Below are 18,412 nucleotides of genomic sequence, written 5' to 3'. Positions count from 1 at the left end.
CAGCCTGATCCGTTTGGTGTGTTTGGGCCCCCTCCTTTCTCTACATCAGTTATCCCTCTCTCGGTCCCCTCTGGTCACTGGTGGGCCCGACGCCGTGGCGTACCGCGTCCGACCTGACAGAGGACAGTGACCATGGACGACACCATCCTCGAGATGCGCCGCATCACGAAGACCTTCCCCGGGGTGACCGCGCTGGAGGACGTCTCCCTCTCGGTGCGCCGGGGAGAGATCCACGCCATCTGCGGTGAGAACGGCGCCGGCAAGTCCACCCTGATGAAGGTGCTCTCCGGCGTACACCCGACCGGCTCCTACGACGGCGAGATCCTGTTCGACGGCAAGCCTGTGCAGTTCCGGGGCATCCGCGACAGCGAAGCCGACGGCATCGTCATCATCCACCAGGAGCTCGCCCTGGTGCCGTACCTGTCGATCGCGGAGAACATCTTCCTGGGCAACGAGCGACGCGGTCGCGGGGGGCTCATCGACTGGAACCGGGCCAACGCCGAGGCGGCGCAGCTGCTGGCGTCCGTCGGACTGCACGAGAACCCGGTGACCCCGGTCATCCAGCTCGGCGTGGGCAAGCAGCAACTGGTGGAGATCGCCAAGGCGCTGTCGAAGAAGGTGCGCCTGCTCATCCTCGACGAGCCGACCGCCGCCCTCAACGACGTCGACTCCGCCCACCTGCTCGACCTGCTGCGGCAGCTGCGCGACAGGGGCATCACCTGCATCATGATCTCGCACAAGCTCAACGAGATCACCGCCATCGCCGACTCGACCACGGTCATCCGGGACGGTCGCACGGTGGAGACCCTCGACATGAAAGCCGGCGAGGTGACCCAGCAACGGATCATCCGCGGCATGGTCGGACGCGACCTGGACAGCTTCTACCCGGACCGGGAGTCGTCCCCCGGCGAGGAGGTCCTGCGCATCGAGGACTGGACGGTGCGTCACCCCGTCCAGGACCGCAAGGTCGTCGAGGGTGTCGGCCTGTCCGTGCGCGCCGGCGAGGTCGTCGGCATCGCCGGTCTCATGGGGGCCGGGCGCACCGAGCTGGCGATGAGCGTGTTCGGCAGGTCGTACGGGCGGGACATCAGCGGCCGGCTCTTCGTGCGCGGGCGCGAGGTGCAGGCCCGTACCGTCGCCGAGGCGATCGACAACGGCATCGCGTACGTCACCGAGGACCGTAAGCGGTACGGCCTCAACCTGATCGACGACGTGCGCCGTAACGTCTCGGCCGCCGCGCTGGACCGGCTGGCCCGGCTGGGCTGGGTGAACGGCAACGAGGAGATCAAGGTCGCCGAGACGAGCCGGCGGGAGATGAACATCAGGACCACGAGCGTCATGGCGGTGGTCGGCAAGCTCTCCGGCGGCAACCAGCAGAAGGTCGTGCTGTCGAAGTGGCTGTTCACCGACCCGGACGTGCTGATCCTGGACGAGCCCACACGTGGGATCGACGTCGGCGCCAAGTACGAGATCTACACGATCATCAATCGGCTGGTGGCCGCCGGTAAGGCGGTGATCGTCATCTCCTCGGAGCTGCCGGAGCTGCTCGGGATGTGCGACCGGATCTACACCCTCGCCGGCGGCCGGATCACCGGTGAGGTGCCGGTGGGCGAGGCGACCCAGGAGAGCCTCATGGAGCTGATGACCAAGGACAAGGAGCTCGTCGGATGACAAGCATCAAGACCCCTCCGGCGGAGCGCCCGACGCCCTCGGACAGCACACCCGCCGCCGCCCTGCACACGGGGACGAGCGACCTGCGGGCGTTGGTGTTGAACAACCTGCGGCAGAGCGGGATCTACGTCGCGCTTGTCGTCATCGTGGCGCTCTTCGCGATCCTGACCGACGGGGTGTCGCTGAGCCCCGGGAACATCACGAACATCGTCCTTCAGTACTCGTACATCCTGGTCCTCGCGATCGGGATGGTCATCCTGATCATCGGCGGGCACATCGACCTGTCGGTGGGGTCGGTCGTCGCGCTGACCGGGGCGGTCTCCGCCGTCCTGGTGATCCAGCAGGGCCACCCGTGGTGGATCGGCGTGCTGGCCGCCCTGGCCGTCGGCGTGGCGGTCGGCGCGTGGCACGGCTTCTGGGTGGCGTACGCCGGCATCCCGGCGTTCATCGTGACCCTCGCCGGGATGCTGCTGTTCCGCGGCCTCACCCTGCGGGTGCTCGACAACATCTCGCTGTCGCCGTTCCCGGCCGAGTACCAGCGCGTCGCGGCGGGTTTCCTCAACGGACTGCTCGGCGGCAACGGCTTCGACGCGTTCACACTGCTGATCGGCGCCGTCGCGGTGGCCGGCTACGCGGTGAGCGGGTTCCGCACCCGGGTCGCCCGCATCCGCTACCAGCAGCCCGTCGAGTCGTTCCCGCTGTTCGTCGCCCGGGTCGTCGCGGTCGGCGCGGTCATCATGTACTTCGCCTGGCAGTTGGCGCACGCCCGTGGTCTGCCGATCGTGCTGATCATCCTGGCGGTGCTGGTCCTGGTCTACGGCCTGCTCACCCGGCGTACCGTCTTCGGCCGTCAGGTGTACGCGATCGGCGGCAACCTGTCCGCGGCGGCGCTGTCGGGCGTGAAGGTCCGCACCGTCAACTTCTGGATGTTCGTCAACATGGGCTTCCTGGCGGCGGTGGCCGGTGTCATCTACTCGTCGCGGTCCAACGGCGCCCAGCCGGCAGCCGGCAACATGTTCGAGCTGGACGCGATCGCGGCGGCCTTCATCGGCGGCGCGGCGGTCACCGGTGGCGTGGGTACCGTTGTCGGCGCGATGGTCGGTGGTCTGATCATGGCGGTGATGAGCAACGGCATGCAGCTGATGGGCGTCGACCAGTCGACCCAGTCGGTGGTCAAGGGGCTCGTGCTGCTGGTGGCCGTCGCCTTCGACGTCTACAACAAGCGCCGCGCCGGCTCGGCCCGCTGACGCGGGCACCGCACGTCCGTGCCCCCTGCCCGTCGTTCGGGCAGGGGGCACGCGTCGTGTCGGGCGGTCAGTGGCAGGTGGCCGTGCCGCTGTCGGTGTACGTCTGGCCGGCGACCGGCACGAACTGCCAGTCGTAGCTGCCGGCGTGCAGGGTGAACTTCAGGACCCCGTACGCCGAGCTGTTGCGTGCCTCGCTGTTGGGCTGGATGGTGCCGAAGCCGTAGTGGCTCGCACCGCCCATCCCGGCCACGAAGCTGCGCATGCCCCGGGTGGCGTCGGCCCCGCCGGCCGGGTTCATCGGGGCGAACCGCTCGTACACGTGGTTGTGGCCCCACACCACGACGTCGGCGTTGTAGTCGTAGAGCGCCTGGTACAGCGGGCGTGTCGACGTCGACGGCGCATGGTTGGAGCTGGACGTGAACAGCGGGTGGTGCCAGTACGCCAGCGTGCACGGCTTGCCGCTGGCGGCCAGGTCCGCGCGCAGCCACTGCTCCTGCGCCGACCCCGCGGACATGCTGATGTTGGAGTTCAACGACACGATGTGCCAGTTGCCGAGGTCGAAGGAGTAGTAGCCGCGACCGCTCGGGCCGGCGGCCGTACCGAAGTAGCTGTAGTAGCCGGTCGCGCCCGAGGTGTTGTAGTCGTGGTTGCCGGGCGACGGGCGGGTGCGTGCCTTGTGCCGACCCCAGGTGGGCTCGTAGTAGCTGGCGAACTGCGACGCGGTGCCGTTGTCGTACACGTTGTCGCCGGTGGTGAAGACGGTGCCGGGGATGCTGTCCAGCAGCGCGGCGGTGGCGGTGTCGCCGGTGCCGGAGTTGGCGATGTCGCCGGCGCCCACGAAGACCGGGTCACCTGACGTCGGCGGCGTCGTGGTCCCGGTGGTGACCACCAGTTGCGGCGCGTCCGCTCCGCTCTCGCGGGTGCCGTAGTAGGCGCCGTCGCCGCTGGTCGAGGTCGCGCCGAAGCTGTACGTGCCGTTGCCGGTGACCGCGGCGGTGACGTCGACCTCGTACCAGCTGGTGCCGCTGACCGCTCCGATCGAGCCGAGTGTGGCGCCGTCGATGGTCGGTTGGTTGCTCCAGGTGGTGCCGGTCTCCGACCAGGTCGTGTTGGACATCCGCCGGAACGTGCCGCCGGCGTCGCTCCCGTCGTTGCCGCTGATCGTGCGCAGTCGCAGCTTCGCGCTGGTCACCGTGCCGCTGACCCCGCTGACGGTGAAGCGCAGGAACGAGCGCCGCACCGGCGAGTTGTCCACCACGAGCTGCCCGGAGGTGCCGTAGTTGGTGGACGCCGTGTCGCTCTGCACGTAGGTGTCGGCGACAGGCGTGAACGTCACGCTCGCGGCCGAAGCCGCGCCCGCTCCGGTCACGACGACGACGGCCGTCGAGGCGAGCAGCACCGCGACCACCCCCACCGTCACCGACGGGCGGGGAAATCGAATGTCCATCCAGGACTCCTTCGCTACGGGTGTGAGGCGCAAGAAATGTAGGAAGGTCGATCAGCCGGCGCGCTACGCGCGGGTGAACAGTGCGTCCCGCCAGGCAAACACCTCGGTGTTCGACGAGCGTTCACCCGTCCCACGCCCGGCCGTCACGCGTCCTCCCTTGTGGCCGGTCGGACCGGTTCCGCACGATGGCTGACCGTCAGCCGTCGATCCGAGGAGATTGCTCGTGTACCTGTCGACCGTCTCCCGACCGGTCACCGACCCGCCCGGGCCACGACGCCGACGGCTCACCATGGTCAGTGGCAACGTCGTCGCGTTGGGCACGGTCAGCCTGATCACCGACGTCTCCGCCGAGATGGTCGCCGCCGTCCTGCCGCTCTACCTGGTGCTGGGGCTGCACCTGAGCCCGGTGGCGTTCGGTGTGCTCGACGGCGTCCACACCGGCGCCACGGCACTGCTGCGGGTCGTCGGTGGATTCGTCGCCGACCGGTTCCGGCGGCGCAAGCTGATCGCGGGCACCGGCTACGCGCTCTCGGCGGTCGCCAAGCTCGGCCTGCTGCTCGCCGGCCGGTCGGTGCCGGCGATCGGCGCCGTCATCGCCGTCGACCGGCTCGGCAAGGGGATCCGCAGCGCGCCCCGCGACGCGCTGATCACGCTGTCCACCCCACCCGAGGCGCTCGGACGCGCGTTCGGGGTGCACCGGGCCATGGACAGCGTCGGCGCGTTCCTCGGCCCGCTCGCCGCGTTCGCGGTCCTGCTGGCCGTCGGGCAGTCGTACGACGCGGTGTTCGTCACCAGTTTCTGCGTCGCCGCCCTGGCCGTCGTCGTGCTCGTGCTGTTCGTCAGGGAGCGGCCGTCCGGTGTGCCGACCGACGGGCCGGACGACCCGAGGGTCTCCGTCGGCGAGGCGTTCGGACTGCTGCGCAGCCGGCCGGCGCGCCGCCTCGTGCTGGCGGCGGCGCTGCTCGGCCTGTCCACCATCGGCGACGGGTTCGTCTACCTGCTGCTGCAACGGCGCGAGGACCTCGGTCTGCGCTGGTTCCCGCTGCTCGCGGTCGGCACCAGCCTGGCGTACCTGCTGCTCGCCGCACCCCTCGGGGTGCTGGCCGACCGGATCGGCAGGCTGCCGGTGGTGGTGGGCGGATACGCGGCGCTCGGCGTGACGTACCTGCTGCTGTCCACGCCGACGCACGGCTGGCCGGGGCTCGCGGTGACGCTTGCGCTGTACGGGACGTTCTACGCGGCCACCGACGGGGTGCTCATCGCGCTCGCCGGTCCGGTGCTGCCGGCGCGACTGCGCACCACCGGGATCGCCCTCGTGCAGACCGGGCAGGCGCTGGCGTACCTCGTCTCCTCGATCCTGTTCGGCCTGGCCTGGCAGGCGTGGGGGCCGCAGACCGCGGTCCGGGCCGCGGCCCTCGCGGTCGGCGTCGTCCTCGTCGGCACGCTGCTCCTGCTCGCCTCCCCGTCCCGTCCCGTTGCCCGGAGGGTGTCCCGATGACCACGATGTCGACCCGCGCGAAGATCGCCGTGGTGGCCGCCTCGGCCGTGCTGCTGGGCGCCGGGGCGGCCGGCTACGCAGCCACCGCGGCGGAACCGGCCCGGACGCCGCCACCCGCCACCGGCGAACGGGCCGTCACCCTCACGCCCGGCCCGCGGCTGCTCGCCGTCACCGACAGGTACGTCTCCTCGGTCGCCGCTGCCGACCCGGCCGGGCCGCGCACCGTGTCCGCTCTGGAGTGCCTGCGGGTGTACGCCGCCGCCGGCACCGGTGTCTGCCTGCGGCCGGAGACCGCCTGGTCGTACCAGGTCGTCGTGCTCGACTCCGCGCTGCGTCAGACACGGGCACTGAGCGTGCCGGGCCTGCCGAACCGGGCCCGGGTGTCGGCGTCCGGGCGGATGGTCTCCTGGACGACGTTCGTCGGCGGCGACTCCTACACCGCGAGCGGCTTCTCCACCCGCACCGGCATCCTCGACACCGTCACCGGTGCGACGGTGCAGTCGTTGGAGGGGTTCGCGATCACGCGGGACGGCAGGGGCTACCGCAACGCGGACGTCAACTACTGGGGCGTCACCTTCACCGCCGACGACAACCGCTTCTACGCGACCCTGTCGACCCAGGGACGGCGCTACCTCGTGCGGGGCGACCTCGCCGCCCGGACCGTGGAGACCGTGAAGGAGAACGTCGAGTGCCCGTCCCTGTCGCCCGACGGCACCCGGCTGGCCTTCAAGGAGGCGATCGACGCCGACCCGGCGAAGGGCTGGCGGCTGTCGGTCCTCGACCTGGCGAGCATGCGGGTGACCGCGACGGCCGAGACGTCGAGCGTCGACGACCAGGCCGCCTGGCTGGACGGCGCGACTCTCGCCTACACGCTGCGCGGGAGTGACGGCCGGCCGGACGTGTGGAGCGTCCCGGCGGACGGGTCCGGTACGCCGACGCTCCTGATCCCCGGCGCGGAGTCGCCCTCGCCGCTCACCTGACGGTCACAAGGCTCCTCGGCCTCGGGGCGACCAACTCCACCTGGCTCGTCCCGGCCGACGAACTGCGCCGACGGAAGGCTCGGGCCGCCACCGCCTCGGCGGGCTGACCGGGATCGGGGAAACGGGCCGCGTCTCGCGTTCGGAGGCGCGGCCCGTACGCGTCGAGGGGGTCACGCCGGGACTCATCCTCGCCCAATTCCGGCCCGGTCCGAGGGGTCGGTCCCGCAATAGCGGAGATGTAGAAAACTTTCGATGCGCGCATTGACTTCCGGCGGTTTACTCCACAACAATCACCGTCAATATTTACATCTGCCTCTTTCAAGGTCACGCCAGCGGCCGTCGGCTCTCCGTCGCCCCGGCCTGAACCCGCCGCACCGAAAGTGAGGGCACGATGAGACACAGCCGACGACTGGTCGGCGGCGCGGCCGCCGCCCTGTTGATGCTCTCCAGTCTGATCGGGGCGACACCCGGCGCCGCCTCGGCGGCGCCCGTCACCTCCACGCTCACCGCCGCGGTGACCGCCAAACTGCTCGGCGCGGCCGAACTGTCCACTGCCGCCGCGCGACCGGAAACCCGGGTCACCGTCAGTCGCACCAGCGGCCGGTGGGCGTTCGGCACCGCTGTCGCCCTCGCGCCCCGACAGGAGGACGCCCACCCGACCGGCTCGGTCTTCATCGCCCGGTCCGAGCCCACCGGCTGGCGGGTCGCCTTCGACGGCGAGGCCACCTTCGCCGCGCTGGCCGCCGAATCGCCACTGGTGAGCAACCAGGAGAGGGGCGTGCTCACCGCCACCCCCACCCCGCTCTACGCGGGCGGGGACTTCCGCACCGGGATGGCCCTGCCGTTCGGCGTGGGCCAGACGTGGACGCTCACCAGCGGCCCGCACGGCTGGGGCGGAACCGAGTGGCCGTACAGCTCGGTCGACCTGGCCGGTGGTGACCAGGTGGTCCGCGCCGCCCGCGCCGGCACGGCGTACACGATGTGTCAGGGATGGATCCGGGTCATCCACGACCGGGGCTACTCGACCGACTACTACCACCTGTGGAACAGCATCTCCGTCAACGGCCTCGGCGTCGGCCAGGGCGCCGTGCTGGGCAACACCGGCACCGACGTCACCTGCGGCGGTGCGGCGTACGGCCGGCACGTGCACTTCGGGCTGCGGCAGAACAGCGCGTACGTGCCGATCGCCGACCACGACATCGGAAAGTGGGTGCTGGCCAACGGGTCCGCCGCGTACCAGGGCGGGGCGCGGCACGGTTCGGCCTGGGCCGGCGTCGGCGGTGGCCTGTACAACTACGGCGCGCTCGGCTTCAACCAGGCGGTCGTCGACGCGAACGGCGGCGGGGCGCTCACCCGACGTGCCGGGCCGGGTACCGGCTACGGCTCGCTCGGCTCACTGGGCGACGGCGCGACAGTCACCGTCTCCTGCTCCGCCAACGGGACGTCGCACACCGGGCGGTACGGCACCACGGCGCTCTGGGACCGCCTGAGCGACGGCAGTTGGGTGTCCGACGCGTACCTGTGGACCGGCGTGAACGGTCCGGTCAACGGCTGGTGCTGACGAGTTCGACCGCCGGGGTGGGTGGTCAACCGGCCGCCCACCCCAGTCCTCCCGAGGAGTGCTGATGTCCGTTCGAACCTCCCTGCTCGCCCTGACCACAGCCCTGACCGTCGCGGTCGCGTCACCTGCCGTCGCCGACCCCGGGGGGACGCCCGCGTCGGCCGCCCCGCTGGCCGCCGCGTTCGACACCGCCGCCGCGCGGTACGACGTTCCCCGCGACCTGCTTGTCGCCCTCGGGTACGCCGAGTCGCGGCTCGACCCGCACGGCGGCGCGGCCAGCACGGCCGGCGGGTACGGGCTCATGCACCTGGCCACCGACCGCACCCTGGACGAGGCGGCCACCCTCACCCGACTCAGTCCGGACACGCTGCGCGCCGACACCGCGGCGAACGTCCTCGGGGCGGCCGCCGTGCTGCGGTCGTACGCCGACCAGGCCGGACTCACCGCCCCGGCCCGCGACGACGTGAACGGGTGGTACGGGCCTGTCGCCAGGTACGGCGGCGCCACCGACCCGTCGGTCGCGCGGCTCTACGCGGACACCGTCTACGACCTGCTGCGCGTCGGGATCGCTCCGACGCGCGGCGAGGCGGTGGCCGGCCGGCCTGTCGCTCCGCGCCGGGGCGCCCTGGAGCGGGTCGCGGTGCCCGGCGGGGTCGGCACCCTCAGCACCGACTACGGGCCGGCCGCGTGGGCGCCGGCCAGCACGAGCAACTACACGGTGGCCAGCCGGCCGGGCAGCCACCCCGTGAACCGCGTCGTCATCCACTTCGCACAGGGCTCGTACGCCGGGACGGTCAGCTGGTTCCAGAACCCGGCCGCCCAGGCCAGCGCGCACTACACCGTCCGCTCCTCGGACGGCGCGGTCACCCAGTCGGTGCGGGAGAAGGACATCGCCTGGCACGCCGGCAACTGGACCTACAACACCCAGTCGGTAGGCATCGAGCACGAGGGGTACGTCGACAATCCGGCCTGGTTCACCGACGCGATGTACCGCCAGTCCGCCACCCTGACCCGCAACCTCACCACGAAGTACGGCATACCCAGGGACCGGGCGCACATCATCGGCCACAACGAGGTGCCCGGCGCCACCCACACCGACCCCGGCCCGAACTGGAACTGGACCTACTACCTGCAACTGGTGAACGGGATCACCGGCATCGGCTCGGGCACGGTGAACACCAGCGCGAGCACCCTGAACGTGCGCTCCGGCCCGGGGGCGAGCTATCCGGTCGTCGGCTCGGTGGCCGACGGCGCCACGGTCTCCATCTACTGCCAGGCGGTCGGCAGCACCGTCACCGGCCCGTACGGCACCACCTCCGTCTGGAACCGGATCGGCACCAACCGCTACGTCTCGGACGCGTACCTGCTCACCGGGTACGACGGGTACATCCCGAGCGTGCCGCGCTGCTGACGGCGCGGATCGGCCCCGGCGACCGTCGCTCAGGCGGTCGCCGGTGTGCCGAACAGCAGGTCGAGGTGGGCGTCCAGGGCGTCCAGCGCCTGCTCGGGGGTGTACTGCCCACCCAGCAGGTAGACGCCCAGCCCCTCCATGAGCGCCAGCAGGCCGGCCGCCGCGGCCGCGTCCCTCGTGGGCAGGACGCTGGCGATGAAGCTGGTCAGCTGCGCGGTGTCCGCGCGGAGACCTGGTGCGGCCGACGGTCGTACCGCCGTGTAGGCGAGGAACGCCAACGCCACCCGGCCGTCGTCGCGGGTCCGGTCGTCGAGCGGCAGCAGCGCGGCGATCATCGTCCGGAGCAGGAGCCGGGGGGAGGGGTTCTCGCCCAGCCGCCGCACCGCCTCGGTGACCCGGACCTGGCCGCGCTCGCGCACCACGCTCAACGCGAACGCCATCATCTCGTCCTTGGTCCGGAAGTAGTGCTGGACCATCCCGGCGGACACGCCGGCCGCGGTGGCCACGTGACGCAGGCTCACCGCCTCCAGTCCCTGGTCCGCGGCGACCCGCATCAGCGCGTCCGCGATGAGGGTGCGTCGCTCCTGGTGGTCGACCTTCTTGGGCATGACCTCGATCGTTTCACAGTGGGTGGCCCGGACACCCCGCCCGTGGGGCGGCGGCTACCGGCGGGCGGTGTCGCCCGCCGGCGTGCCCCGCGCGCTGCGCAGGAGGCCGTCGGGATCGTCGGCAGCTGGCCCACGGTCGTCGCGGTGGGTGGTCCCGGCTCGGTCATCGTCGTCCTCGCGGTAGGGGTGGTGGTCAGTGGAGGGTGACTGTTCCGGCGCCGCCGTCGACGGTGACGAGCTGCCCGGTGGTGATCGTCCGGGTGGCGTCCGGCACGCAGATGACGGCGGGGATCCCGTACTCCCGGGCCACTGTGGGCCCGTGGGCCATGATCGCGCCGGTGTCGGTGACCAGCGCGGCGGCGGTGAGGAAGAGCGGGGTCCAACCGGGGTCTGTGGTCGCGGCGACCAGGACGTCGCCTGGTTCGAGGTGGGCGGTGCCCGGGTCGTGCACGACCCGGGCCGGTCCGGTCACCCGACCCGCGGACGCGCCCACGCCGACGAGCGTCCCCTCGCTGGCGGCAGTCGCCGGCAGGACCGCCTCGACGTCGGTGCCGTCGGACAGCAGCGCCACCGGCACCGACCGGCGACGCAGTTCCCGACGGTGCACGGCCCGCCGCGCGGCGACCACGCCGCGCAGATCAACACCCTGGTGTACGACGGAGTGCGCCTCGTCGAGCGTCAGGAACATGATGTCGTCGCTCTGGTCCAGCAACCCGGCGCCGTGCAGGTCGGCCCCGACGAGCAGCAGGTGTCGGCGGGTCTCGCGCAGCGGGTACAACCCGGCGAACTTGCCCGCCTCGCGGAGGCCGGCCAACGACCGGGCGCGGCGCAGCAGGAATCCGGCGAGCCTGCCCCGCACCGGGCGCCGGCGGCGGGCCCGGGCGACCAGCTCCTCCAGCGCCGCCTCCGCCGCCACGGCGGCCCGGTGGAAACGCTTGTCGGGGCCCTGCCGCGGATCGGTGACGCGCAGGTAGTTGGCGAGCGCCGCGAAGACGGGTGTGGGGTCTTCCGCCCAGCGGGGCACACCGAGGTCGACCTCGGCGACGCCCCGGTGGCCGTACTCGTCGAGGAAGGCGGTCATGCCGATGTCGGGCAGCGTTCCGCTCAGGTGACGTGCGGCCAGCTCGTCGGGCGGGGTGTCCAGCAGGAGCTGACGGTGGTCACCCGCGCCCTGGGCGAGCCGCCACAGCGCCAGGTCCATCTCGATCGTCACGTTGTGCGGCATGCCAGCCAGCACAGCGTGGATCTCGTCCGGGCCGGCGATGCCCTTGAGCAGTTCGGCAGGCAGCGCGGCGGCGAGCATCCCCGCGACGATCGGCGACATGATCGCGTCGGCGCTGTCGTCGGCGTCCTGTGCCTCCCGCACGAAGCGCAGCCGGTCGGCGCTGGTCCGCAGGTCGGTCGGGGCGGCCGAGCGTACCCTCATCTGCTCGACCGCCCGGAACATCCGGATCCGCGCCGTGTCCGGACGGGCCAGGGCCCGCAGGATCCCCACCACCGCGCGCCCGGCCGTCCGCAGCGACGCCGCGCCCTGCCCCGCGCCGCGACCGGTGCCGCCGCTGACCGGGGCGAATCGCGGATCCGCGAGCACGTGTCGCATCACCGCCTGCGCCCGGGGGCCGAAGTCGACGGCCAGGAGCTTCACCAGCCGCCGGCGGGACGATCTGTCCCGCGCCAGGTCGGTCAGGTCGCCGTAGAGGCGGCCGCCGATGTCGACGATCTCGACCCGGACGCCGAGCGCGGCGAGCATCGCGGTGATCTGCGCCCGCAGGGTCGCCATACCCATCGGGGTCACCGGTCGCAGCATGCCCTGGACGTGCCCGAACTCCAGGTAGACGCGGGGGAGGGGCTTGTCGGTGGCCGGCGGCGCGGGGAACAGGCTGGTGATCGGTCGCGACTGCAGCAGCCACAGCACGTCGTCCGCGTCGATCGCCCACTCCACGTCCTGGGGGTAGCCGAACTGGGCCTGGAGCCGTTCGCCCGTGCCGTGCAGTTCGGCCAGGTGCCCGGACGTCAGGCAGCCGGCGTCGTCCCTGTCGACGCCGTCGAGGACGTAGTGGTCCACAGTCGTCGCGCCGTCCACGACAGTGGTGCCCAGCCCCGGAGCGGCGTCGACCACCAACTCGTCACGGCGGCCGGTCACCGGGTTGGCGGTGAACAGCACTCCCGCCACCGTCGGGGTGACCATGCGTTGCACGACGACAGCCATCCACACCTCCTGACTGCCGATCCGGTGGGCGTCGCGGTAGGCGGTGGCGCGGTGGTTGTGCAGCGAGTCCCAGCAAGTGCCGATCGCGGCCATGACCTCGGCGGCGCCTGTGACGTTCAGGACGGTGTCCTGCTGCCCGGCGAAGCTGGCGTCCGGCAGGTCCTCGGCGGTGGCGCTGGAGCGTACCGCCACCGGGCCGCCGCCGAGCCTCTCGTACGCGGCGATGATCTCCGCCTCGGGGAGGACGCCGAGCCGGTGTGCCTCGGCGGTGACGCAGAAGCCCTCGGGGACGCGTTCACCCCGCCGGATCATCTCGCCCAGCCCGGCCGCCTTGCCGCCGACCAGGTCGACCATCTCGGTGGTCGCCTCGGACAACGCGATCACGTGCACGGGTGCCCCCTCGTTTACAATACGACTGCATTGCGTTCACCGTAGCTCTTTCACGATGCGACTGCAATGCAACTGCGGTGGTGATCGCCGACCCGGGGCGGGCGCGTTGCCGGCGTCTGCCATGCTCGGGCCGGTGACGACCGGCCGCCCCGCCCGAGCCCGCACCCACCGCCGTCCCCGCGGCCGTACCGTGCGTGTCCTCCTGGCGCTCGTCGCGGTGGCGGCCCTCCTCGGCATCGCCGTGGTCGTGGTGCCGATGCTGCGACCGGCGGGTCCCCGTCCGCTCTTCCAGATGCCTGTCGCCTGCGGCGAGACGTGGCAGCTCGGCACCTACCCCGGCCACGACGACTACGACGTCGACCTGTTCCCCACCGAGGGCGAGGCCTGGGGTCGCCCGGTGCTCGCGTCCTACGCCGGCACCGTCACCGTGGCAGGCATCAACGGGTCGCTGGGTGGGCGTACCCCGGAGAACCCGCAGGGTCCGCGCGGTCGCGGCGGTGGCTACTGGGTGAAGATCGACCACGGCGGCAAGTGGGAGACGCAGTACCTGCACATGCTCGAACCGCCGCTGGTCGAGGTCGGGCAGAAGGTCGCCCAGGGTGAGCAGATCGGGCGGCTCGGCAGCACCGGCAACTCCGGCGCCCCGCATCTGCACTACGAACAGCGGCGCGGCTGGGACAAGGTGGAGGCTCACTTCGACGGCACGCCGTCGGGCATCACCACCGACGATCGCGAGTACACGGTCAGGCGGACGAGCAACAACTGCCCGGCCGTCTCCTGAGGACTCCGTTTTGCCCGGCACGACTCGGGGCACTGATCCGGGGACAGTCCAGACGCAGTGAGGAGCCGGCCATGGCCAAGGGTGACGTCGACACGTACCACGAGGACGGACAGTGGAAGAACAAGGCGGAGGGCAACGAGCGGGCCAGCAGCACGCACGACGGGAAGGCCGAGGCGCAGGCCGAGGGTCGGGAGATGGCGGCCGACCGGGGCGTCGAGCACGTGATCAAGAAGCAGGACGGCACGATCGGGGAGAAGAACACCTACCCCCGCAGCCGCGATCCCCGCGACATCGCGGGCTGACCGCACCAGCGACAGGCGGACCGACCTCTTCGGCGTGACCGAGGAGGTCGGTCCGTTTTCGCGCACCAGCCGCGCATCCTCATCCTCAAGAAGAGCCGTCTGATCGCCGTGACCGCGTCGACTGTCGTGCCGGCTCCGGGAGCGGCATCGGCGGCCGGCCCGGTTGCGAGCGCGGGACCTCGCGGCCTCGGCCGCCTCAGGCCGGGACCACGTACGGGAACGTGGCGGCGCGGGCGGCCTTCGTGACATCAGGCGTGAGGCCGGAGGTCGTACCGGTGTTGAGGACCAGGGAGAACATCACCTCGGGCGCGTTGTCGGCCATCGTGCGCCCGTTGCGACAGGCGAAGCCGAAGGTCGCGGCCGTGCCGACCGTGTACGACAACACGTCCGGGTAGAGCTGGCGGGCAACGCTCCAGCCGTACGCGTGCGGGTCCGGTGCGGTGCTGTTCGCCGCCACGACGCCCGCGACCGCGGTGGCGATCTCCTCCCCGCCGTCGGGCAGGTCCCTGCTGGGGTGCCGGAAGTTGGCGGGATCCGAGAAGTCGGTGTCGTGGGGCCAGAAGATCGGCCACATCATCGGGTGCCCGGCGCGGTTGATCTGCCGCCATCCGCCGGCGTCGGTGGCGAGCAGGGTACGGCACCACACGCCGATCTCGGTGCCGTCGCGCAGCAGCGGCTCGTCCTGGGAGACCTCGAGGACGATCGACTCGACAGTCGTGCCGGCGAAGCTGTTCTTGGCCTGGTCGGCCCGCCACGCTGAGCGGTCCACCCGCGAACCGTCCTTGACCGCGCCGTTGATGGTGGCCAGTTCGTCGAGGTCGATGAAGAACGGGTCGGTGATCCGTCCGGCCCAGATGCGGACGTTGCCGCCGGTCGTGATCTCGCCGGTCCGCCCCTCGGCGATGGGGGTGCCCATCGCTGCGTCGTCGCGGGCGTCGGCTCCGGTGAGTTCGTACAGCTGGAGGGCCTGCCTGCCCTCGCCGTCCGGCTCGCCGAAGGCGAAGCGGTAGGTCAGTTCCTCCATCTCCGCGCCGTTGAAATGGATCTTGATTTCGTAACGCGCCTCGGCGTGGAAGCCACGTTTGATGTCGGCTTTGGTCACCGAGCTGTTGACGTCCATGACGAACACCGTGGAGCGGTCGCCGTCGAAGACGTACAGGTCGTCGATGTAGAGCTGACCGCCCTGGGCGGCGAGGGGGGTGTCGAGATGGTGGGACATGGGCTCACTCCCGGAACGGTCGGATATGGATAATCCGAACATAGGGCGTGAACCGACGTGCGTCGGCGGAATCCGGGTCGCTCGGCTGACCCGGTACGCCGTACCTGACGGTGGGCCGCCCGAAGCCTCTCGGGCGGCCCACTCGTCGAGGCCGGTGTGGTCAGATGCGAGACCACTTCTGGTTGGCGGCGCCGATGCAGTCCCACAGGTGCAGCTTGCCCCCGTTGTTGGGGTTGGCCTCCCGCACGTCCACACACTTGTTGGCGCTCAGGTTGACCAGGTCGCCCGCGCCGTTGAGGGTGAATCGCTGGGCCGGGTTGCCGTTGCAGCTGACGAGGTTGACCTCGGTGCCGTTGGCGGTGCCGGCCCAGGCCGGGTCCATGCACTTGCCCATCGCGCGGACGGTCCCGTCGGAGGCGAAGGTCCACGCCTGGGCGGCTGTGGTGTTGCAGTCCCAGATCTGGAGCTTGGCGCCCTCGACCGGGTTGGCGCTCGGGATGTCGATGCACCTACCGCTCTGCGCCCCCCGGATCCGGCTGGTGCCGGGCGCGGGGTCGCCTCCGCCGGAGGTGTAGCTGGACACCCGGACGTAGTCGACGAGCATCTGCTGCGGGAACTGGGTGGAGCCGTCCGGGTAGCCGGGCCAGTTACCGCCGACCGCCACGTTGAGGATCATGAAGAACGGGTGGTCGAACACCCACCGGTTGCCGCCGAGCCGGGCGGGATCGACCCGGTGGTACTGCACCCCGTCCAGGTACCAGGTGATCGCGTTCGGCTCCCAGTCCACCTGGTAGGTGTGGAAGCCGTCGGCGAGCGGAGCGCCGATGGTGCGGCTGCCGGTGATGCCTCCGCTCCCGGAGTAGCCGGGCCCGTGCACGGTGCCGTAGACGGTGTTGGGTTCCCGGCCGATGTTCTCCATGACGTCGATCTCGCCCGCGTCGGGCCACCCGCCGCCGGTGCCGAGCATCCAGAACGCCGGCCAGATGCCCTGGCCGCGCGGGATCTTGATGCGAGCCTCGAAGCGGCCGTACGTCTGGGTGAAGGTCGACGCCGTCAGCAGTCGGGCCGAGGTGTACTCGCAGCGCCCGTAGTGGCACTGGTAGTTGCCGGGGTTCTCCCGGCGCGCGGTGATGACGAGGTTGCCCTGGCCGTCGTGGACGGCGTTGCTTGTGCTGTTGGTGTAGTACTGCCGCTCGTTGTTGCCCCAGCCGCCGCCGCCGATGTCGAAGCGCCACTTGTTCTGGTCGACGGGGGAGCCGGCTGGGGCGTTGAACTCGTCCTGCCAGGTGATCGGGCCGATGGCGGCCTCGGCGCGGTCGGACTGCGCGGGGACGGCGAGGGCGGCGGCGGTGGTGACGAGGGCGACCGCCGCGAGGAGGAGGGGTCGGAGGCGGGGTGCGGGGCGGGCTGTGAACACGGGGGGCTCCTCGGTGAAAGGGGTGGCGGAGGCTGCGCGCCGAGGGGATGGAGAGCGCTCTCTGAAGCGAAGCATGTCGATATCGTGTCTTTCTGTCAAGAGTGTTTCCAATACGACGACCGTCCGTTACCGCCCGGTCGCACCCCTCGATAGCGGTCGAATCGACCCTTCCTATTGCCGTGGAGCGTCCACCCGGGACAGGATGACGAGGTTCGCAGGAAACCTCCCCGTAACCTGCGCGCTGCTGGTCTCTGTCACAAGGAAGTGGGAGTCAGTCATGAGCGACGCGTCGGCGGCACTGGGTGTGCGCCTCTACCCGGACCTGGTCGAGCAAGGTGGCCTGGCCCCCGCGCTCGTCGAAACCGCCGCCCGCCACGGCCTCGACCTCGGCCGGGTCACCGCCCCGGAGCAGGGGCGGAGTCGGTTCACCTGCGCCGAGCTGCACTCCGACCAGGGCGTGGTCTGCGTCAAGCTGGGATCGCAGGCCCGATACTTCATGATCGATCTGCGGGTCGCCGGGGAGATCATCGCGCGCGGCGACGTCATGGACCTGGCGCAGGTCGCCCAGGTCGCCTCGGGATGGCAGGCGGGGCTGACGGTCGCCGAGCTCACCGCCCGGTTCCCGTTCATGGAGGAGATCCGGCACCGCCCGGCGCCGGTGGCCCAGGTCAGCTGATCGCCGACCCGCACCGGGGCACTGTCAGCGAGAACCGATCCGGTTCGTCGGTGGACCGCCGGGACGTCGTGTCCCGACGATGACATGTCCTGTGTGGACAGTGGTGGGCCCACGCGCCGCGGATCCCCCTCGCGGGGGAGGAGCCGGGACGCCCGTGCCCGGCATACTGCGGAAGTCCACTTGTCGTGGTGGTGGCTGTGTCCCACGGGGGGAGAATGCCGATGACCGCGTTGTCCGATGGTGTGTCAGGCCCGGCGGCCGCCGAGATCATGGCCATGATCAGCGATGAACGACGACGAGCCGCCGACCTGATCGACGCGCTCACTCCCGCGCAGTTGGACGCGCCAAGCCTGTGCGGATCCTGGACCGTCCGGCAGGTGGCCGCTCACCTCGTCGCCCCGTTCGCGGCCCGCCGTCGCTGGTTCCTGCCGATCCTCCTGCGCAGCAGGTTCAACCTGCACGAGGCCAACGCCCGGCTGGCCGAGATGGTCGCCCACCGCCCCGTCGGGCAGATCTCGGCGCTGCTGCGCGAGAACGCCGAGACGCCGTTCCGCGCGCCGCGTGTCGGATACTTCGGCCAGCTCACCGACCTTCAGGTGCACGGGCAGGACATCCGCCGCCCGCTGGGCCTCGCGCACGAGTTGCGTCCGGACCGGCTCCGGACGTCGCTGGACTTCCTGGTGCACCGCCGCGCGCTCGGCTTCTTCGTGTCCCGGGGCCTCACCGACGGGCTGCGGTTCGAGGCGACTGACATCGGCTGGGCGTCGGGGCAGGGGCGGGTGGTCCGGGGCGAGGCGGAGGCGGTGATGCTCGCGCTGACCGGTCGGCCCGCCGTCCTCGCCGAGTTGTCCGGCGACGGCGTCGCGACCCTGCGGGACCGTCTGCGCCACTGACCGCATCACGGCGGTCGGCGTCCACCGTGTGGCGCGGTCGCGCCGGGACCCAGGTGCGGGCATGAACGGCGCAGGCCGGGGAAGACCTGCCGCTTCCGTGCC

General features: G+C 71.3%; 16 protein-coding genes. 11 read left to right on the top strand and 5 right to left on the bottom strand.

Features of this window, described 5'->3' with window-relative positions; genetic code table 11:
• Positions 1-132: 132 nt before the first annotated feature.
• Together mmsA and mmsB are read left to right on the top strand one after the other, a co-directional pair.
• On the top strand, positions 133-1,671 hold the full coding sequence (mmsA, locus tag AB0N27_RS20810) for a multiple monosaccharide ABC transporter ATP-binding protein (RefSeq protein ID WP_364372072.1): 1,539 nt from the start codon (positions 133-135) through the stop codon (positions 1,669-1,671).
• Entirely contained in the window at positions 1,668-2,918 is a 1,251-nt protein-coding gene (mmsB, locus tag AB0N27_RS20805) for a multiple monosaccharide ABC transporter permease (RefSeq protein ID WP_364372069.1), read from the top strand. Before mmsA ends, mmsB begins: the two co-directional genes overlap by 4 nt.
• A 67-nt stretch (positions 2,919-2,985) precedes the next feature.
• Here the strand turns inward: mmsB and AB0N27_RS20800 are convergent, their stop codons facing one another.
• Positions 2,986-4,365, bottom strand: a complete 1,380-nt coding sequence (locus AB0N27_RS20800) for a DNRLRE domain-containing protein (protein WP_364372066.1) — start codon at positions 4,363-4,365, stop codon at positions 2,986-2,988.
• A 223-nt stretch (positions 4,366-4,588) separates the two neighbouring features.
• Here AB0N27_RS20800 and AB0N27_RS20795 point away from each other — a divergent pair, with 223 nt between their 5' ends.
• The 4 genes from AB0N27_RS20795 to AB0N27_RS20780 all read left to right on the top strand — a co-directional run bounded on the left by AB0N27_RS20795 (position 4,589) and on the right by AB0N27_RS20780 (position 9,815).
• A complete protein-coding gene (locus AB0N27_RS20795) occupies positions 4,589-5,863 on the top strand; it encodes an MFS transporter (RefSeq protein ID WP_364372063.1) in 1,275 nt (424 codons plus the stop codon).
• Positions 5,860-6,843, top strand: coding sequence for a hypothetical protein (locus AB0N27_RS20790; protein ID WP_364372060.1), 984 nt, complete (start codon positions 5,860-5,862; stop codon positions 6,841-6,843). Before AB0N27_RS20795 ends, AB0N27_RS20790 begins: the two co-directional genes overlap by 4 nt.
• A gap of 391 nt (positions 6,844-7,234) precedes the next feature.
• Positions 7,235-8,404, top strand: a complete 1,170-nt coding sequence (locus AB0N27_RS20785; protein ID WP_364372057.1) for a peptidase M23 — start codon at positions 7,235-7,237, stop codon at positions 8,402-8,404.
• A gap of 64 nt (positions 8,405-8,468) precedes the next feature.
• Positions 8,469-9,815 carry an N-acetylmuramoyl-L-alanine amidase gene (locus AB0N27_RS20780; protein ID WP_364372054.1) on the top strand — a complete coding sequence of 449 codons (1,347 nt, stop codon included), beginning with the start codon at positions 8,469-8,471 and terminating at the stop codon, positions 9,813-9,815.
• A 29-nt stretch (positions 9,816-9,844) separates the two neighbouring features.
• On the opposite strand, the gene AB0N27_RS20775 is transcribed toward AB0N27_RS20780, so the two are convergent.
• Positions 9,845-10,423, bottom strand: a complete 579-nt coding sequence (locus tag AB0N27_RS20775; RefSeq protein ID WP_364372051.1) for a TetR family transcriptional regulator C-terminal domain-containing protein — start codon at positions 10,421-10,423, stop codon at positions 9,845-9,847.
• Between the two features lie 18 nt (positions 10,424-10,441).
• Here AB0N27_RS20775 and AB0N27_RS20770 point away from each other — a divergent pair, with 18 nt between their 5' ends.
• Positions 10,442-10,630 (top strand): hypothetical protein, encoded by a 189-nt coding sequence (locus AB0N27_RS20770; protein ID WP_364372048.1) that lies wholly within the window; start codon positions 10,442-10,444, stop codon positions 10,628-10,630.
• On the opposite strand, the gene AB0N27_RS20765 is transcribed toward AB0N27_RS20770, so the two are convergent.
• The gene (locus tag AB0N27_RS20765) at positions 10,617-13,022 is read right to left on the bottom strand and encodes a PEP/pyruvate-binding domain-containing protein (RefSeq protein WP_364372045.1); all 2,406 of its coding nucleotides are present in this window, start codon (positions 13,020-13,022) and stop codon (positions 10,617-10,619) included. The genes AB0N27_RS20770 and AB0N27_RS20765 overlap by 14 nt on opposite strands.
• A gap of 121 nt (positions 13,023-13,143) precedes the next feature.
• Between AB0N27_RS20765 and AB0N27_RS20760 the strand changes: the two genes are divergently transcribed.
• The gene (locus AB0N27_RS20760) at positions 13,144-13,803 is read left to right on the top strand and encodes a M23 family metallopeptidase (protein WP_364372155.1); all 660 of its coding nucleotides are present in this window, start codon (positions 13,144-13,146) and stop codon (positions 13,801-13,803) included.
• Between the two features lie 71 nt (positions 13,804-13,874).
• A complete protein-coding gene (locus AB0N27_RS20755) occupies positions 13,875-14,105 on the top strand; it encodes a DUF2188 domain-containing protein (protein ID WP_364372042.1) in 231 nt (76 codons plus the stop codon).
• 196 nt (positions 14,106-14,301) lie between these two features.
• Here AB0N27_RS20755 and AB0N27_RS20750 read toward each other — a convergent pair whose 3' ends face one another.
• Entirely contained in the window at positions 14,302-15,324 is a 1,023-nt protein-coding gene (locus AB0N27_RS20750; RefSeq protein ID WP_364372039.1) for a DUF4331 family protein, read from the bottom strand.
• A gap of 160 nt (positions 15,325-15,484) precedes the next feature.
• Positions 15,485-16,741 (bottom strand): family 16 glycosylhydrolase, encoded by a 1,257-nt coding sequence (locus AB0N27_RS20745; RefSeq protein WP_364372035.1) that lies wholly within the window; start codon positions 16,739-16,741, stop codon positions 15,485-15,487.
• Positions 16,742-17,018: 277 nt separating this feature from the next.
• On the opposite strand from AB0N27_RS20745, the gene AB0N27_RS20740 reads away from it, so the two are divergent.
• Positions 17,019-17,417, top strand: coding sequence for a hypothetical protein (locus AB0N27_RS20740; protein ID WP_364372032.1), 399 nt, complete (start codon positions 17,019-17,021; stop codon positions 17,415-17,417).
• A gap of 221 nt (positions 17,418-17,638) precedes the next feature.
• Positions 17,639-18,310: a maleylpyruvate isomerase family mycothiol-dependent enzyme gene (locus AB0N27_RS20735; protein ID WP_364372029.1), complete on the top strand. Its 672-nt coding sequence runs from the start codon at positions 17,639-17,641 to the stop codon at positions 18,308-18,310.
• Positions 18,311-18,412 lie beyond the last annotated feature (102 nt).

Source organism: Micromonospora sp. NPDC093244, assembly GCF_040683695.1.
In the GTDB taxonomy this organism is placed as follows: Bacteria; Actinomycetota; Actinomycetes; order Mycobacteriales; family Micromonosporaceae; genus Micromonospora.
This window is presented reverse-complemented; position numbering and strand designations above follow the sequence as displayed.

Coding starts and splice junctions, on each gene's coding strand:
- AB0N27_RS20775 (WP_364372051.1), bottom strand. CDS start 10,423: ATGCCCAAGAAGGTCGACCACCAGGAGCGACGCACCCTCATCGCGGAC.
- AB0N27_RS20750 (WP_364372039.1), bottom strand. CDS start 15,324: ATGTCCCACCATCTCGACACCCCCCTCGCCGCCCAGGGCGGTCAGCTC.
- AB0N27_RS20735 (WP_364372029.1), top strand. CDS start 17,639: ATGACCGCGTTGTCCGATGGTGTGTCAGGCCCGGCGGCCGCCGAGATC.
- AB0N27_RS20755 (WP_364372042.1), top strand. CDS start 13,875: ATGGCCAAGGGTGACGTCGACACGTACCACGAGGACGGACAGTGGAAG.
- AB0N27_RS20790 (WP_364372060.1), top strand. CDS start 5,860: ATGACCACGATGTCGACCCGCGCGAAGATCGCCGTGGTGGCCGCCTCG.
- AB0N27_RS20740 (WP_364372032.1), top strand. CDS start 17,019: ATGAGCGACGCGTCGGCGGCACTGGGTGTGCGCCTCTACCCGGACCTG.
- AB0N27_RS20800 (WP_364372066.1), bottom strand. CDS start 4,365: ATGGACATTCGATTTCCCCGCCCGTCGGTGACGGTGGGGGTGGTCGCG.
- AB0N27_RS20780 (WP_364372054.1), top strand. CDS start 8,469: ATGTCCGTTCGAACCTCCCTGCTCGCCCTGACCACAGCCCTGACCGTC.
- mmsB (WP_364372069.1), top strand. CDS start 1,668: ATGACAAGCATCAAGACCCCTCCGGCGGAGCGCCCGACGCCCTCGGAC.
- mmsA (WP_364372072.1), top strand. CDS start 133: ATGGACGACACCATCCTCGAGATGCGCCGCATCACGAAGACCTTCCCC.
- AB0N27_RS20785 (WP_364372057.1), top strand. CDS start 7,235: ATGAGACACAGCCGACGACTGGTCGGCGGCGCGGCCGCCGCCCTGTTG.
- AB0N27_RS20760 (WP_364372155.1), top strand. CDS start 13,144: ATGCTCGGGCCGGTGACGACCGGCCGCCCCGCCCGAGCCCGCACCCAC.